The sequence below is a fragment of the Haloferax litoreum genome (assembly GCF_009674605.1).
Lineage (GTDB): Archaea > Halobacteriota > Halobacteria > Halobacteriales > Haloferacaceae > Haloferax > Haloferax litoreum.
Genome location: NZ_WKJO01000001.1, coordinates 85,816 through 99,509, shown reverse-complemented (window position 1 = coordinate 99,509; position 13,694 = coordinate 85,816). Strand labels below are relative to the sequence as shown.

Below are 13,694 nucleotides of genomic sequence, written 5' to 3'. Positions count from 1 at the left end.
AGATGGAGATACACACGTACGAGAAACTCTGGCTGGCACTCGCACTCGTCCTCATTGTCGGGTTCATTGGAACGATTACGTACGGCGCTGCCGGCGTCGGTATCGAGATGATAGACGACGAGGGTGGAACCGTCGACCCGGCAACGCTCGACGACCACCCGAAGTTCGGCGACCCGGGCGTCGAACAGACCGGTGAGAACTCCTACGACGTGTACGTCGTCGCTCGACAGTTCGTCTTCGAACCCGGCACGACGCAACCCATCCGCGTCCCCGAAGGGAGTACCGTCACGTTCTACGTGACCGCAGCAGACGTCATCCACGGCTTCAACGTTGTGGGAACCAACGCGAACACGATGGCGATTCCCGGCCAAGTGGCTAAGTTCACCGTCGAGTTCGACGAGGCCGGTGAGTACGGTCTGGTTTGTAACGAATACTGTGGCTCAGGCCACCACGTCATGGAAGGCAAACTCGTCGTCATGGAACAGAGTGAATTCGACAGTTGGTACGAACAGCAGCAACAGGAGGGAAGTAACTGATGGCGACCGCTTCTGGCCCGGCCCGGACGTTCGTCGAGAGGTTCCCTTCCGAGGCAGGTGTCATCAAGGCGAACCTCCTTGTCTCGTTCGTCGCACTCGGAATCGGGGCGTTCTTCGGCCTCATTCAGGCGCTCCACCGGACAGACATCCTTCGCGTCATCGACTCCGCGGACTACTACACGATGCTGACTGGGCACGGTGTCCTCTTGGCAATCGTGTTCACCATCTTCTTCCTCACCGGGTTCTTCCACTGGGCAACCGCCCGGAGCTTGGACCAACCGGCCGTGAGTACGCTGTACTCGTGGGCGTGGTTCGGACTGATGACGACCGGAACCGTCCTCGCCACCATCGCGATTCTCGGTGGCCTCGTCCCGAACCTTGGAATTAGCGCAGACGTGCTGTTCACGTTCTACGCCCCGCTGCAAGCCCACCCGATATTCTACATCGGGCTGGCGATGTTCATCGTCGGAACGTGGCTCGCAGGTGCCGACTGGTTCCTCTCGTACCGCGCGTGGCGGAGCGACAACAAGGGCGAGCGCATCCCGCTGCAGATGTTCATGGTCCTGACGACCATGATTATGTGGTACCTCGCGACGCTCGGTGTCGCCGTCTCGGTGGTGTTCTTCCTCATCCCGTGGTCGCTCGGACTGATTCCGAGTGTCAACCCGCTTCTCACGCGGACGCTGTTCTGGTACTTCGGGCACCCCATCGTGTACTTCTGGCTGATGCCGGCGTACATGATGTGGTACACCATCCTCCCGAAACTCTCGGGTGGTCGCCTGTTCAGTGACCCCCTCGCACGCGTGGTGTTCCTGTTGTTCCTCTTGCTTTCGACGCCGGTCGGAATTCACCACCAGTACCTCGACCCGGGTATCGCAGAGGGCTTCAAGTTCATCGCGATGACGAACACGATGTTCCTGCTGCTTCCGTCGCTGCTCACGGCGTTCACCGCCGTCGCCAGCATGGAACACGGTGCACGACAGCGTGGTGGCGAAGGCTACCTTCGCTGGCTTGGTGCACTCCCGTGGCGTGACCCTGCCTTCACCGGCATGGCCCTCGCCGGGATTCTGTTCGCCGCAGGTGGATTCTCCGGTATGATCAACGCCGGGATGAACATCAACTACCTCATCCACAACACGCTGTGGGTCCCCGGTCACTTCCACCTCACCGTCGGGACTGCCGTCGCCTTGACCATGATGGCAGGGTCCTACTGGCTGGTTCCGCAACTCACCGGGACGAAACTCTACAGCAGACCGATTGGCCTCCTGCAGGTCATCATGTGGTTTATCGGCATGGTCTTCATGTCGAACGCGATGCACCGCGCCGGCCTCGCTGGCATCCCGCGTCGGACCGCAGAACCGCAGTACCAGAACTTCGAGTTCCTGACGCCAATCGGGAGCATCTTCGAACTACGTGTGCAGATTGCCCTCGGCGGAACGCTCCTGTTCCTGTCGGTGGTGCTGTTCCTGTTCAACATGCTCCTGACCTCGCTCGGTGAGAAGTCCGACCGTCCGGTCGACGAGTACCTCCCCGAACCGCTCTCGGGTCCCGAGGGCAGTCCGCGCGTCCTCGACAACCTTGGTCTGTGGACCGGCATCGCCGTCGTCCTCGTCATCCTCGCCTACACGCTTCCGCTCGCTGGCATCATCCAGAACGGTGGCGGCCTGTTCGGCGGTGGCCTGCCCATTCCGGCTACCGTCTCGGCGGGTCTCGACTTCGTGACGACGCTGGTTACCACGACGGTCAACACCCTGCTGGAGGTGGCCGCATGAAGTTGACCAAGGCACGAGCGCTGGTCATCATCGCGTTCAGCGTTCCCATCGCCATCGAACTCCGGACTGTTGCGGGGTTCTTCAACATCGACTTGCCCCTCATCGCCATCGCAGTCATCGAGTTCCTGTTCCTCGCCTTGATGTTCGTGCTGTACGGACTCTACGGTGAGGGATCGGAGTCGGCGTCGTAATCGCCGGTCGTCGAGACCGGTTTTGCTGCGATTTTTTCGATAGCTCTCGACGAGCGAAGAGCGCATATAATGTCCCCTCGATAACGTGGGGGAATCCCGGCAGTTTCCCGGTGACTGGGAACCAATCTGCCTATATATGGAATTCTGTGGCGTAGACAGAGGTGACCATGAAACTCGACTTGATGAAAGTCGGAATCGGCCTCGCAGTCGTCATCGGCATCACCCTCACGGTAGTCGCCGGGTACGCACTGTTCGCCACCGTCGGTGGCGTGGCTGGCCTGACTGTCGCGCCCGAACTGTTCGTCTCCATCCTGTTCGGTGGACTTCTTGTCGCGTCCGCCGCGGCAGTCCGCAAGGCAGTGCCACGGCCGCGCACCCGCGTCTGAATCCGACACCCCCGGTAACCTCCATTCTCACGACGATAGTTGACACACCGTAGCTTCGCGGCCGCGAGACGCCCGAAATCCGACGCGAAGAACCATAGCCGCAGCACGCAAACAGTACGACATGTATGATTCAGTCCTCGTCCCTACCGATGGGAGCGCCCGTTCTCTCGCCGCCGCCCGCCGTGCTATCGACATCGCCGACACCTACGACGCGACGATTCGCGTCTTGTCTGTCATCGACTCCAGTGACCTCGGTCTCTGGACCGCCGCCGACGTGCCGGTCGAACGAGTTCAGGCGAGTCTTCGCGACGCCGCAGAGATGGCCGTCGAAGAAATCGCGTCGCTCGCCGACGACGCCGGCCTCCCCTGTGAAACAGCGGTCCGAATCGGCGTCCCACACCGTGAGATACTCGACTACGCCGAGGAAGTCGGTGCCGACCTCGTCGTGATGGCGACACACGGTCGGACCGGCCTCGAACACGCGATTTTGGGGAGTACGACCGAACGAGTCGTTCGACTCTCCGAGGTTCCGGTGTTGACCGTTCGCGAGTAGCGGAGCGTTCGCTGTCGGCAGTCCCGACTGGGCCACTCAGGCGTACGCCCGTAGTCCGTCGGTGAGTGCTCGCCGGCCGTAGAAGACGAGGCTGACGACGCCGAACCCACCGAGGAGGAGTGGAATCACGTCGAACCCGACGACCAGCAATCTGAGACCTCCCCAGAGCATGAACGCCGCGGATTGGCTGACGTTGTACGCCAGCGTCGAGTTGAACGGGACGAACCCTCCCGAGAGGAAGACGAGACAGAGGAGGACGACGCCGACAGCATCGGGAGAGAGGGGTGAGAGCCATCCTGTGACGACGGCGAGGGCAGCGAACGCACTGAACACCACGCCGATGGCGAGTCTGAGCGGGGCGATTTCGTCGAACAGTGAGGCGTCGGGCGGGACTGCCGTCGGAGCGTCGTCAGTCGAGTGGTCGAAGCGTGAAGACACGACCACGATATTGTGGAAGTAGTGTCAAAATGGTACTCACTCGATGGGGATTTGGCTCCCACCGTCCCGGTTGTCTCGGGTCGCAGACGGCCGTTCGTCGAGTTCGACGACGAGCGTCATCGGGTCGCCTTCGCGGAGGACGTCGATTGCGACGGGTTCGCCGGGCCGAGTCTCGGTGATGAGGTAGCGCATCAACTCCTCGTGTGTCCGGACCGGGTTCCCTTCGATGGCGACGACGACGTCGCCGCCGACGGGAATCTCCCAGCCACGGAACACCGCCTTGTCGGTGCATCCACGGAGAACGGCGTCACCGCCATCGCTGGAGGCAGACCCGACGACTAGGACGCCACGAGGCGCGTCGAGGCCGTTTACCTCTGCGATAGTAGGCGTCACGTCGAGGGTCCGCGCCCTGAGATACGAGTGGCGATAGTAGCCATCGGCGACGAGGTCAGGGAGGATGCGACTCGCGATGACTGGTGAGACGGCGAATCCGATGTTGTCGCCCTGCTTCGCCCGGTTGACGCCGACGACTTCGTAGGGTGGGCCGTCGCCGTCGCTCGTAATCCCGACGAGTGGACCACCGGAGTTTCCGGGGTTGATTGGTGCGTCAGTCTGGACGACATCGGGGATAGCGAACCCGTTCGAGGTGGGGAGCGACCGGTTCGCTCCGGAGACGATGCCGGCGGATATCGACCCGTCGAGACCGAGTGGGTTCCCGAGGGCGGCGACTGCACGGCCCGGGGCCGGGTTTTGTGTCGCGAGGTGGAGTGCTACGGCGTCGTCGGGCAGGTCGTCGAGGGCGACGACGGCGAGGTCCGTGTACGCGTCGGCACCGACGACGTCGCCCACGCGCCACGACCCGTCGGCGAACCGGAGTTCGACGCGCTTCGAGTCGCGGTCGGCGAGTCTGGAGACGTGCTCGTTCGTCACGAGGTGCTGGTCGTCGTAGACGAACGCACTGCCGGCACCGCCGGGGCGACGTCGCCCGCCGACGTAGACGGAGACGACCGACGGGATGACGTCGCGGTACAGTCCTTCGAAATCGAGGTGAGTGGACATGATGGTGCGAAAGCGGGACGACACACGCCGTCCGGCGGTCGCTTACCTCGGGTTAGTGCCCGGAGAATTTGAGCATGTCGTGTGATGACAGTCACCGTGGACGTGAATCAGACACGTCGATATCGACGCGGCCCGTGACGGTTCCCCGTCGAGTTGGCACGTTGGCCAGCAGACGACACATCGACCGTCAGATATCGCGGACCCTCAATTTATTAACTTCTGTAGTAAATATCGGGTCGACAATGGTCACGCTCGACGTACACGAGAACATGCAACGACTCGCCGACAGTGGTGTCGTCGCGGTGATGCGCGGCGCAGACGCCGACACCATCATCGACGTCGCCGACGCCCTCAACGAAGGTGGTGTCACCGCCTACGAGATTACGGCCGACAACCCCGACGCGATGGACCTCATCAGCGAGGTGTCGGCGTCGTTCTCGGACCGTGAGGCTATCGTCGGTGCAGGGACCGTCCTCGACGCGCCGACGGCCAACGCGGCGATTCAGGCCGGGGCGGAGTTCGTCGTCGGCCCGAACTTCGACGAGGGCGTCGTCGAGACGTGCAATCGGTACGGCACGCTCGTCGCGCCGGGTATCATGACTCCGACAGAGGCCGTCGACGCCTACTCGGCCGGTGCCGACCTCGTGAAGGTCTTCCCCGCCTCGTCGCTCGGGCCGGGCCACCTCAAGAGCATGAAGGGCCCACTTCCGCAGATTCCGATGATGCCGACTGGTGGCGTCGGCCTCGACAACGCCGCCGACTACATCGAGGCGGGAGCAGTCGTCGTCGGTGCGGGCGGCGCACTCATGGACGACGAGGCCATCGAGAACGGCGACTTCGAAGTCATCACCGAGATGGCCCGCGAGTTCTCCGAGATTATCGACGGCGCGAGAGACGAGTAACCGCCTCGAATCGCCTTGTCACCGTATCGATTTTACACGCCCCGCGAACTCGTCGGGGACCCACTCGGCGACGAGGTCCGGGTCCGAGTCGCCGTTCGCGGCGACGAGGTACGCCGCGCCGTCGTCGTCACCGTAGACGTGCTGGAAGTCGTAGACGAAGCCCCAGCAGTCGGTGGTTTCGGGTACCTCGTCGCTCTCGGTGAGGAACTCGACTTGCCGGACGACGGCGTACTCGACCAGACGGTTGACGGCGTCTTTCGTGGGTGTCTCTTCGTCGAAGAGGCCTAACTCGCGTGCCTCTTCGACCAGTGGGACGAGACGCGAGACTGCCTCCTCGACGGCGACTGGCAGGTCTTTCGACCCGTCTCCGACGACGGACTCGTAAGCCGACGTGACCCCGCCACACCCCGTGTGTCCGAGGATAACGATATCCGAGACGCCGAGTTCTGCGACTGCATAGCCGACGACGTCGTTGACGACGAGTCGGCCGTCGATGGTCGTCCACGCCTGATTGGCGATGTTGACCGATTTGAAGAGTTTCCCTGCTTCATCGGTCGCCCAGAGCGCCCCGACCGGGACGCGAGAATCTGCGCACCCGACGGAAACGACTGGCGGTTTCTGCACGTCTCGGACTCCCTCGAAGTGGTCCGAGTCGAGGTGTTCGACGTAGTGTTCGTTTCCGGTCATGAGCGCTTCCAGTACCGAATTCGCCATTGCGATTGACTATCGCCCCGGAGAGGTAAATACCGGGGAAAGAGACGAAGATTCACGCCGACCGAGAGACCGGCAGGCCGTCCGGTCAGTCGTCGGCCGCCATCGGTGGGACGACCGGTTCTTCCGTCCGTTTCGGTTCCTCGGCCGCATCGGTCGTCTCGTCGGCGACCCACGTCAGGTTCCCGTCGTACTGGAACGATGCCCCGTTTTGCGTCGGGTCGACGACGGTCAGCGAGAGCCAGCCGTTGTCAAGCAATTCGGCCACGTCTGAATTCTCGGCGAGGATGGTGGTCACACGCTCGACCGGTGCGTGAATCACCACCGAGAGGCGCAGCGGTTGGTGATACGGGTCGTCGTCGGCCGCCATGACCGACTGGAGCGGCAAGCCCGTCATCAGGTCGCCGCCGTTCCCCTGATAGACGCCGACGTTCCCGACCGGGTTGTGGGTAATCTTCGACCCACTGCCGTAGACTGCGTTGTCCACAGTCGAGAAGTAATACTGCATGTTTATCCACTGGGTGACGACCATCGGTCCGCCCACGATGGCCGCCAGTGCCTCGCCGGAGTCGTCGTTCCGCCAGTCGTACGAGTGGAGGAACGAACGACCGTCGAGGTCGAGTCCCTGTGTGAGCGACCGGGGACCGACGACGAAGCCTGCGTTGCCGGCCAGTCCCCACTCGGGCCGCGTCTCGGCCCAGTCTGTGGCGCGGCGTTCGGTCTCGCGCGGCCCCGGCGACGACACGTCCATCGACTCGGTGCGTTCTGCGGTCGAGCCCTCACGGGCAGTTTCGAGGTCAGACCGAAGTTGTTCGACGTCGGCCTCGTGGCTCTCCGGAACAGACGCCGTAAAGAGTGTCACTTCGTCCGTCGTGGTGTTGTGTTCGCCGGCGACGAAGACGGTGTCCGACGGAATGTCGAACCCGCGTTCGCGGAGTGCGGACCTGACCGCGTCGTCGTTACAGATGGCCGCGAGGACGCGAGCGCTCGGGCCGCCGGCGTTCCCGGCACAAGCACCGCAATCGAGGCTGGACTCGAACGGATTGTTCGCCGTCTGACTGGCGTGGCCGACGAACGCGACGACGCGGGCAAATTCGTCCCACCCCATCAGTTCGAACGCAGTTGCGGCGTACTCGACTTTCTCCGCAGTGGACAGTCCGCGTGGCAGGTTACCCTCGGCGCTCGGGTCGTGGTCGAGTGCTGGTTCACAGAAGTCCGGCTCGCTGGGGACCCGCTTCGACGTAGCGGTGAGGAAGTCGTACACCCGCGCCGGGAAGAGCGTCCGTGCGGTGAGTGCCAGACCGTAGCCACTCCCGGCACTCTCGACGAAACTGAACACGGTCGAGGCGTTGGATTTGAGCGATTTGAGGACGTTCGAGGCAGCACGGGTGCCCGTTGCCCACGTCTCGTAGCGTCCGTGTTCGGGTTCACACCCCTCGGCCGGATTCTCTGCGATGTAGTGTTGTGCATCGAGAATGGGCGGGCATGCGTCTATCGTGACCCCGGAGTCGTAAGCTTCGTAGCGCATCGGAATGCCGAAGAAGCCCGCGTAGCCGTAGGTCTCGTAGGCACCCACGTTCTCCACGTGCCTACGGATGACCTCCGAGCGTGTGTCGATGCAAAAGACGAGTTGGGCGTCCGGACGCCCCCCATCTTCGAGAGCGACCGCTTTCTCGCCGTCTTCGGATGCTGACGACGACTGGCGCTGTTCGGTTATCGCCTCGACGAGTTGCGTGCGATACGTGTCCTCCCACGCGTTCAACCAGACTTCCGGAAGCGGGAGGCCGTCGTCGTTTTGCAGGCTCCGTTCGGTACGTGTCGATTCTGATGCGTCCGTCGGCGGGCCGAGCGGTACATCGAAGCAGTCGGTGAGAACTAACCGTACCGCCAGATACTCCGTGAGCGTGATGGGGTACGTCGCTTGCCAGGAACCGCCACTGGCCGCCCGTTGTTTGATGAACCCGGTCCATCCCGGGAGTTTCCCGAGGTGGAACTCGAAGAGGTCGGGCAATTGCTCTCGTGGGTACGTCGAGACGACCTGTTCGATTGCCTCGACTGGGTCGTCCGGGAAGGCCGTGACCGCACTCTGGTCCGGGAGCGACGCGTCGTAGCGCGCCACAGAGCGGAATGCGGCGTAGAACCCACGTTCGCGGTTCGGCATCGACCACGTCGCCTGTTCCTCGTCGAGGAAGGCGGCGAGCCACTTCGTCAGTACCGTGTCCACGGCGTCGTGTGGACTCGACTCGTCAGTTTCGGAAGTCGGCTCTTCGTCGGTCTCCATGCGCGCCAGAAGGGTCTTTGGGTCCTCCTCGTACCCGTGTGCACGCAGTTCGCTCCGAAGCGTCTCGGGGTCGATTTGTCCCGTTTCGAGCGCGGCGCGGAACACGTCCGCACTCGGGTAGCCGCGACCGCCGAACAGGCGTTCGGCCTGTTGGACGGCCTCGTGGAACGGGTCGTCTTCGAAGCCACTGAGGGGGTTCGCCGTCACGAACGAGTGAAGCGGCCAGACCGACCCGACGGTCGTTGCAGCCTGTTCGATGGTGTCGCGGATTGGTTCGTTAGTGTTCATTGTACTCCTCTCTGGTTGTCACGATAGTCCCTGACGCGGGGCGCGTCGCATTCACGAGTGTTACGTACAGGCGAGTGCTGCGGCGGTAGAACCCGCTCTCGATAACGACGTACGACAAGACGAACGCCGCGGCGACGACGACGTGGACGGGCGTCAGTTCGGTTGGTGCCGTAACGATAGGGACCCCGACTAACGCGTGCTCGATGAGCTTGTACACCGCCGCGTACACCACGATTGCTGGCAGGAATACCAGCGGGATGGTGCCGTAGCGAAGGACCGTTGGGAGCGCCGTGTGGTGAACCGTCTCGCGGGTAGCGTGCATCGTGGTCAGCACGACGAGTCCTGCGAGAATCAGTCCGCTATCGAACGCCAGTCCTTCGCCGGTCGTGACGGCGAACAAGACACCACCTGCGAGTGCAGTCAGCACCGTCGCGGCGGCACCGGTGATTCCCGCTGACTGTGTCACAGCGTACTTTCCATCTGGGCTTCCGTGTTCGACACTGCTCCCCGACGAGAGGAACTGGTACGCCTTGTAGAAGCCGTGCAAGACGAGGTGCGTGATGGCGGCACCGAAGAAGCCGAGTCCCGCCTGCATGAACATGAACCCCATCTGTCCGACGGTCGAACAGCCGAGTTGACTCTTGACGTCCGTCTGCACGGTCTTCAGCAGTTTTCCGAGGAGGGCACTCGTCGCGCCCACGACGACGATTGCGAGCATGAAGCCGCCGTCAGCAGTGACGACCGGTGCGAACCGAAGTAACAGGATTCCCCCTGCGTTGACGAATCCGGCGTGCATGAGTGCCGACGCGGGCGTCGGCGCGGTCATCGACGAGAGTAACCACGTGTGGAACGGGAGCAGTGAGGACTGAATCATCGCCGCCAGCAGAAGCATCACAACTGCGAACAGAACAGTCGCAGAGGGTGTGACTTGCACTGAGGCGAGACCGGAGATGGTCGTCGCGCCGGTGTGCCACCACAGCGTCGCGAAGGAGACGGCCAGCAACGTACTGCTTCCAACGAAGGCGCGACGGGCGTATGTGGCGGCCGTGCGCGCGTGTTGCCACGAATCGACGTGACCGATGAGGGTGGCCATCACCAGCCCCATCGTCAACCACAGCGCCGCGAACACGACGAGTGAATCCGCCGCGACGAGCGCCATCACGACGAGCGTGAACGCGAACACGGTGCCGAAAAATCTGGTGAGCCCACTGTCTCCCGCCATGTAGCGCCGCGAGTAACTGTGGACGATTCCGCTGAAGAACGTCACGACGACCCACATCACGACGGTCAGCCCGTCGACCGAGAACACACCCAGCAGCGACCAGCTCTCGGAACTCGACAGTCGGAGTATCGCCAGACTGAGACTCACCGTCCACAGGAGCCACACGATTCGCGTGAGAGCAACCGGGACCCGTGTTGTCGCAGTCGTCGTCTTCGGAAGCGGTCCGACCTGGGGTAATCTCGTCTCGTCTGTCATCGTTCGTGGGCTGTCGACAGTCCGTGAGTCTCTCCACCTCGGGAGTGAGCCGACCACAGACCGTCTTGTTCACCCTTAGTACGAACGTATTAGTTAATAAAAACTCCCATCCGAACAATTTGTTCGCAAAACAGCCATTGGGAGAACATCATAGTCATTGTTAACAATTACCAGATGGTCGGGTCTGCCCGTATCTATGGTCTTGTTCGGCCCTGTTCTTCGGGGGGCACCACATCGCTCGTCGTCGATAGCGCATCCCTCTCCGGTTGCACCGCTGTTCGAGTGTCGAGACGTATCGAGCGAACTGTGCAGTCTCGGTTACGTCGGTGCGAAAAGACAGCGGTGTTCGCGGTGGCGCTGGGGGTCAGTCACTCGGTCTCTGTAGATTGGTCGCTCTTGAACCCGCCGAACGCCGTCGTCTTGTGGGTTCGAACGAGCACCTCGTCGGCGACGGTCAGTCCCAGTTCGAGTAACTCCTGTGCGACCGGTGTGACGTCGTCGTCGTTTTCGCCGACGACCGTGACGAGGAGGTTTTTCTCGCCGGTAACGAGTTCCTGCACGGAGACGACGCCATCGATTGCCAACACGTCCTCTATCATCTCTCCTCGTTTGGGAATCGGTGCGGTACAAAACAGGAGCATCTTGAACGGGAACCCCGACTTCGGGTAGTCGATGGCGGCGTTGTACCCTTTGATAACACCCTCCTCTTCGAGGCGCTTGATGCGCTTTCGAACGGTGCTGTCGGACGTTCCGGACCGCTCTGCGATGTCGCCCGACGACAGATTTCGCGCGTCCTCTTGCAGGGCGTGGAGAATCGCGCGGTCCACGTCGTCGATGCGGTGGTCGGCCATGTCTGTACGTCTCCAGGACGTGAGAAAGATATTATGCTCTCCCGAGTCGGTCACCGGTTGTCCGTGCCGCCCCTCGCGTCGTCGTTCGAGTCGGCGTCGTCACCGGTCTCCGCACCTGCGTCGTCGTCGACCTGTCGGTCGCTGACCCTCTCTTGTTGCTCCGTCCGTGATTTGGGGGTGCGGTAGACGAATGGGTCCGTCAGGTCGTCGGGCGACCGGTCGTCGGTGTCGGGCGCGTCCGTCTGCGTGTGACTGTCGCCAGTCGGGTCGATGCCGAGTGCTCGTTGCCGGGCCAGTCTCCGCTCTTCACGACGTGCGGCGAGTGCGTCACGGAGTCGGTCGTCGAGTTCGTCCCGAAGGTCTGTGGCGGCGGCGACTTCGATATCGACCGCTGCCGCGTCACCGCCGACGAGAGAGAGACTCCCGGCGGTGTCGGCCGTAACCGTCGAGACGCGCCAGCGACGCTGGAAGATAGTCCGCGTCTCGATTGTCGTCTGGATGCGGTAGTACGGGACGAACCGAATCTCGCGTTTCCAGAAGCCGTTTCGGGTCACAAAGTGGTTCTCGGTGAGGGCGCGGCCGCGGTGCCGCCACTGGTAGACGCCGGCCACGGCGGCGACGGGAGCGAGTATCAGCGGTGTGTACCACGGAATCCCGCCGAAGATGGTGTTCGCCCCGTAGAGGCCGAGCACGATGGCACCGATAGCGAGGAGGTACCGGACGACGTACCGGCGACGGATGCGCGTCGGCGGACGCTCGAAGCTCGGTTCGGTGACGCCTTCGATTTCTTCGACGAGTGCTTGCACCCGGTCACGGGTGGCGAGTGGAATCGCCGCCTCCGACCCGCGGCGCGAACGACTCGCACTGGCGCCGTTGTCCGCACTGGGAGCGTATCCCGCCGTCTCTACGAGGAGCGTCGCGTAGCCGAATCGCCGCTTCAGCGGGTTGTCCTCGATAGTGAGCGTCTGGAGTTTATCGATTGGTATCGACCCGGTGTAGTGCTGGATGAGGCCGCGTTCGTACTGGAGTTCGTCACCGACGCGGGTCAACTTGAACCCGTAGTAGTTCACCACCGACGAGGCGAATCCAGCGACCCACGAGGCCGCGGCGATGAGAAAGGCGATGGTGGCCGCGCCGACGACTCCTGCGGCGATACCCCTCGTGGGGATTGGAACGTCCACGAACGAGGCGGCGATGGGGAAGACACTCGTCGCGAACAGGAACACGATGCCGGGCAAGCGCAGGTCGAACGAGAGTGCGCCGACGATGGCGAGTTCACGCGGCGTCAACTCGAAGAGGACGTCGCGGTCCGGTTCGGGAGCGTCCGGTGCGGTGTCGCCACGCTTCAGACGAGCGACTTCCTTCTGGATGCGCAGGGCTTCTTCGTAGGTGACGAAGCGGAGACTTCCTTCGGTGCCGCCGCCACCGGCGGTTTCGAGGTCGACGGCGGCGAGGCCGAAGAGTCGTTGCGCGACGTTGCGGGAGATATCGACGTTCTGGATGCGACGATACGGAATCTCGCGGTTGCGACGTGAGAAGACGCCGGACCGGATGTCGAGGGTGTCCGAGGTGAGTTCGTACTCGAACCGCTGGTAGTAGGCGAACTCGTACCCCGCGATAGCGAGGACGGCGAACCCGACGAGTGCCACCGCGCCGATGCCGCCGAGGAATCCACCGAACGCAGCACCACCGGAGAACGCGAGAAACGCGAGTGCGAAGACGATGCTGATGCTCCGCTGTGCCGCCCGATACGGGACCGAGAGTGGCGAGAGGTGGGTCATACCGCGTCGTCGCCCTCGGCCCGGATGGCGAGTCGCTTCAGGCGGTCTTGGAGGTCTTCTGCACCTTCAGGTGTCAATCCGGGAATCGAGACATCGGCCCCGCGTGACCCCGCAGTGTAGACGATAGTCGAAGCGAGACCCGCCAGACGTTCGAGGGGGCCACGCGCCGAATCGACGTGCTGGACGCGGACGTACGGAACGACGGTGTAGACTTTGGTGAGGACGCCGCGCTGGAGGTACAGCGAGTCGTCTCGAACCTCGTACCCCCACGCGCGGTAGCGGAGCAGGGCGTACCCGACGCCGACGACGAGCAAGACGAAACTAATCGCCACCGGGGCGAGTGTCGGAATCGGAAGCGGCGTAAACAACACTCCTGCTGCTGCCACACCACCGACGAGAAGTGCAAAGACGACTGCGCGGGCGACCCAGAGGAGACGAATACGAGGGTGGAGGCGATTCATCGGAACC

14 protein-coding genes are annotated in these 13,694 nt (G+C 62.9%); 6 read left to right on the top strand and 8 right to left on the bottom strand.

Annotation, left to right across the window (positions count from 1 at the left end; all coding sequences use genetic code 11):
• Nucleotides 1–2 precede the first annotated feature (2 nt).
• The 5 genes from GJR96_RS00505 to GJR96_RS00485 all read left to right on the top strand — a co-directional run bounded on the left by GJR96_RS00505 (nucleotide 3) and on the right by GJR96_RS00485 (nucleotide 3,438).
• Nucleotides 3–536, top strand: a complete 534-nt coding sequence (locus tag GJR96_RS00505) for a cytochrome c oxidase subunit II (protein ID WP_151161015.1) — start codon at nucleotides 3–5, stop codon at nucleotides 534–536.
• The gene (locus GJR96_RS00500) at nucleotides 536–2,308 is read left to right on the top strand and encodes a b(o/a)3-type cytochrome-c oxidase subunit 1 (RefSeq protein WP_151161014.1); all 1,773 of its coding nucleotides are present in this window, start codon (nucleotides 536–538) and stop codon (nucleotides 2,306–2,308) included. Before GJR96_RS00505 ends, GJR96_RS00500 begins: the two co-directional genes overlap by 1 nt.
• A complete protein-coding gene (locus GJR96_RS00495) occupies nucleotides 2,305–2,499 on the top strand; it encodes a hypothetical protein (RefSeq protein WP_058573077.1) in 195 nt (64 codons plus the stop codon). The genes GJR96_RS00500 and GJR96_RS00495 overlap by 4 nt, the downstream gene beginning before the upstream one ends.
• A gap of 167 nt (nucleotides 2,500–2,666) precedes the next feature.
• A complete protein-coding gene (locus tag GJR96_RS00490; RefSeq protein WP_151163838.1) occupies nucleotides 2,667–2,885 on the top strand; it encodes a hypothetical protein in 219 nt (72 codons plus the stop codon).
• A gap of 121 nt (nucleotides 2,886–3,006) precedes the next feature.
• Nucleotides 3,007–3,438 (top strand): universal stress protein, encoded by a 432-nt coding sequence (locus GJR96_RS00485; RefSeq protein WP_151161012.1) that lies wholly within the window; start codon nucleotides 3,007–3,009, stop codon nucleotides 3,436–3,438.
• Between the two features lie 36 nt (nucleotides 3,439–3,474).
• On the opposite strand, the gene GJR96_RS00480 is transcribed toward GJR96_RS00485, so the two are convergent.
• Together GJR96_RS00480 and GJR96_RS00475 are read right to left on the bottom strand one after the other, a co-directional pair.
• Nucleotides 3,475–3,876: a hypothetical protein gene (locus GJR96_RS00480; protein WP_151161011.1), complete on the bottom strand. Its 402-nt coding sequence runs from the start codon at nucleotides 3,874–3,876 to the stop codon at nucleotides 3,475–3,477.
• 36 nt (nucleotides 3,877–3,912) lie between these two features.
• Nucleotides 3,913–4,935, bottom strand: a complete 1,023-nt coding sequence (locus GJR96_RS00475; RefSeq protein WP_151163836.1) for a S1C family serine protease — start codon at nucleotides 4,933–4,935, stop codon at nucleotides 3,913–3,915.
• Nucleotides 4,936–5,177: 242 nt separating this feature from the next.
• Here GJR96_RS00475 and GJR96_RS00470 point away from each other — a divergent pair, with 242 nt between their 5' ends.
• Nucleotides 5,178–5,837, top strand: a complete 660-nt coding sequence (locus GJR96_RS00470; RefSeq protein ID WP_151161009.1) for a bifunctional 4-hydroxy-2-oxoglutarate aldolase/2-dehydro-3-deoxy-phosphogluconate aldolase — start codon at nucleotides 5,178–5,180, stop codon at nucleotides 5,835–5,837.
• An 18-nt stretch (nucleotides 5,838–5,855) separates the two neighbouring features.
• On the opposite strand, the gene GJR96_RS00465 is transcribed toward GJR96_RS00470, so the two are convergent.
• From GJR96_RS00465 to GJR96_RS00440, 6 genes are all read right to left on the bottom strand, one after another.
• Nucleotides 5,856–6,551, bottom strand: a complete 696-nt coding sequence (locus GJR96_RS00465; RefSeq protein WP_151161007.1) for a carbonic anhydrase — start codon at nucleotides 6,549–6,551, stop codon at nucleotides 5,856–5,858.
• An 85-nt stretch (nucleotides 6,552–6,636) separates the two neighbouring features.
• On the bottom strand, nucleotides 6,637–9,117 hold the full coding sequence (locus GJR96_RS00460) for a DUF2309 domain-containing protein (RefSeq protein WP_151161005.1): 2,481 nt from the start codon (nucleotides 9,115–9,117) through the stop codon (nucleotides 6,637–6,639).
• The gene (locus GJR96_RS00455) at nucleotides 9,107–10,594 is read right to left on the bottom strand and encodes a proton-conducting transporter transmembrane domain-containing protein (protein WP_151161003.1); all 1,488 of its coding nucleotides are present in this window, start codon (nucleotides 10,592–10,594) and stop codon (nucleotides 9,107–9,109) included. Before GJR96_RS00455 ends, GJR96_RS00460 begins: the two co-directional genes overlap by 11 nt.
• 368 nt (nucleotides 10,595–10,962) lie before the next feature.
• Complete coding sequence (locus GJR96_RS00450; RefSeq protein WP_151161001.1) at nucleotides 10,963–11,445, bottom strand: Lrp/AsnC family transcriptional regulator; 483 nt, start codon at nucleotides 11,443–11,445, stop codon at nucleotides 10,963–10,965.
• A 50-nt stretch (nucleotides 11,446–11,495) separates the two neighbouring features.
• Nucleotides 11,496–13,226: a PH domain-containing protein gene (locus GJR96_RS00445; protein WP_151160999.1), complete on the bottom strand. Its 1,731-nt coding sequence runs from the start codon at nucleotides 13,224–13,226 to the stop codon at nucleotides 11,496–11,498.
• Nucleotides 13,223–13,687: a PH domain-containing protein gene (locus GJR96_RS00440; RefSeq protein ID WP_151160997.1), complete on the bottom strand. Its 465-nt coding sequence runs from the start codon at nucleotides 13,685–13,687 to the stop codon at nucleotides 13,223–13,225. The genes GJR96_RS00445 and GJR96_RS00440 overlap by 4 nt, the downstream gene beginning before the upstream one ends.
• Between the last annotated feature and the right edge of the window lie 7 nt (nucleotides 13,688–13,694).

Coding starts and splice junctions, on each gene's coding strand:
- GJR96_RS00465 (WP_151161007.1), bottom strand. CDS start 6,551: ATGGCGAATTCGGTACTGGAAGCGCTCATGACCGGAAACGAACACTAC.
- GJR96_RS00475 (WP_151163836.1), bottom strand. CDS start 4,935: ATGTCCACTCACCTCGATTTCGAAGGACTGTACCGCGACGTCATCCCG.
- GJR96_RS00500 (WP_151161014.1), top strand. CDS start 536: ATGGCGACCGCTTCTGGCCCGGCCCGGACGTTCGTCGAGAGGTTCCCT.
- GJR96_RS00495 (WP_058573077.1), top strand. CDS start 2,305: ATGAAGTTGACCAAGGCACGAGCGCTGGTCATCATCGCGTTCAGCGTT.
- GJR96_RS00455 (WP_151161003.1), bottom strand. CDS start 10,594: ATGACAGACGAGACGAGATTACCCCAGGTCGGACCGCTTCCGAAGACG.
- GJR96_RS00505 (WP_151161015.1), top strand. CDS start 3: ATGGAGATACACACGTACGAGAAACTCTGGCTGGCACTCGCACTCGTC.
- GJR96_RS00450 (WP_151161001.1), bottom strand. CDS start 11,445: ATGGCCGACCACCGCATCGACGACGTGGACCGCGCGATTCTCCACGCC.
- GJR96_RS00485 (WP_151161012.1), top strand. CDS start 3,007: ATGTATGATTCAGTCCTCGTCCCTACCGATGGGAGCGCCCGTTCTCTC.
- GJR96_RS00440 (WP_151160997.1), bottom strand. CDS start 13,687: ATGAATCGCCTCCACCCTCGTATTCGTCTCCTCTGGGTCGCCCGCGCA.
- GJR96_RS00445 (WP_151160999.1), bottom strand. CDS start 13,226: ATGACCCACCTCTCGCCACTCTCGGTCCCGTATCGGGCGGCACAGCGG.
- GJR96_RS00490 (WP_151163838.1), top strand. CDS start 2,667: ATGAAACTCGACTTGATGAAAGTCGGAATCGGCCTCGCAGTCGTCATC.
- GJR96_RS00460 (WP_151161005.1), bottom strand. CDS start 9,117: ATGAACACTAACGAACCAATCCGCGACACCATCGAACAGGCTGCAACG.
- GJR96_RS00470 (WP_151161009.1), top strand. CDS start 5,178: ATGGTCACGCTCGACGTACACGAGAACATGCAACGACTCGCCGACAGT.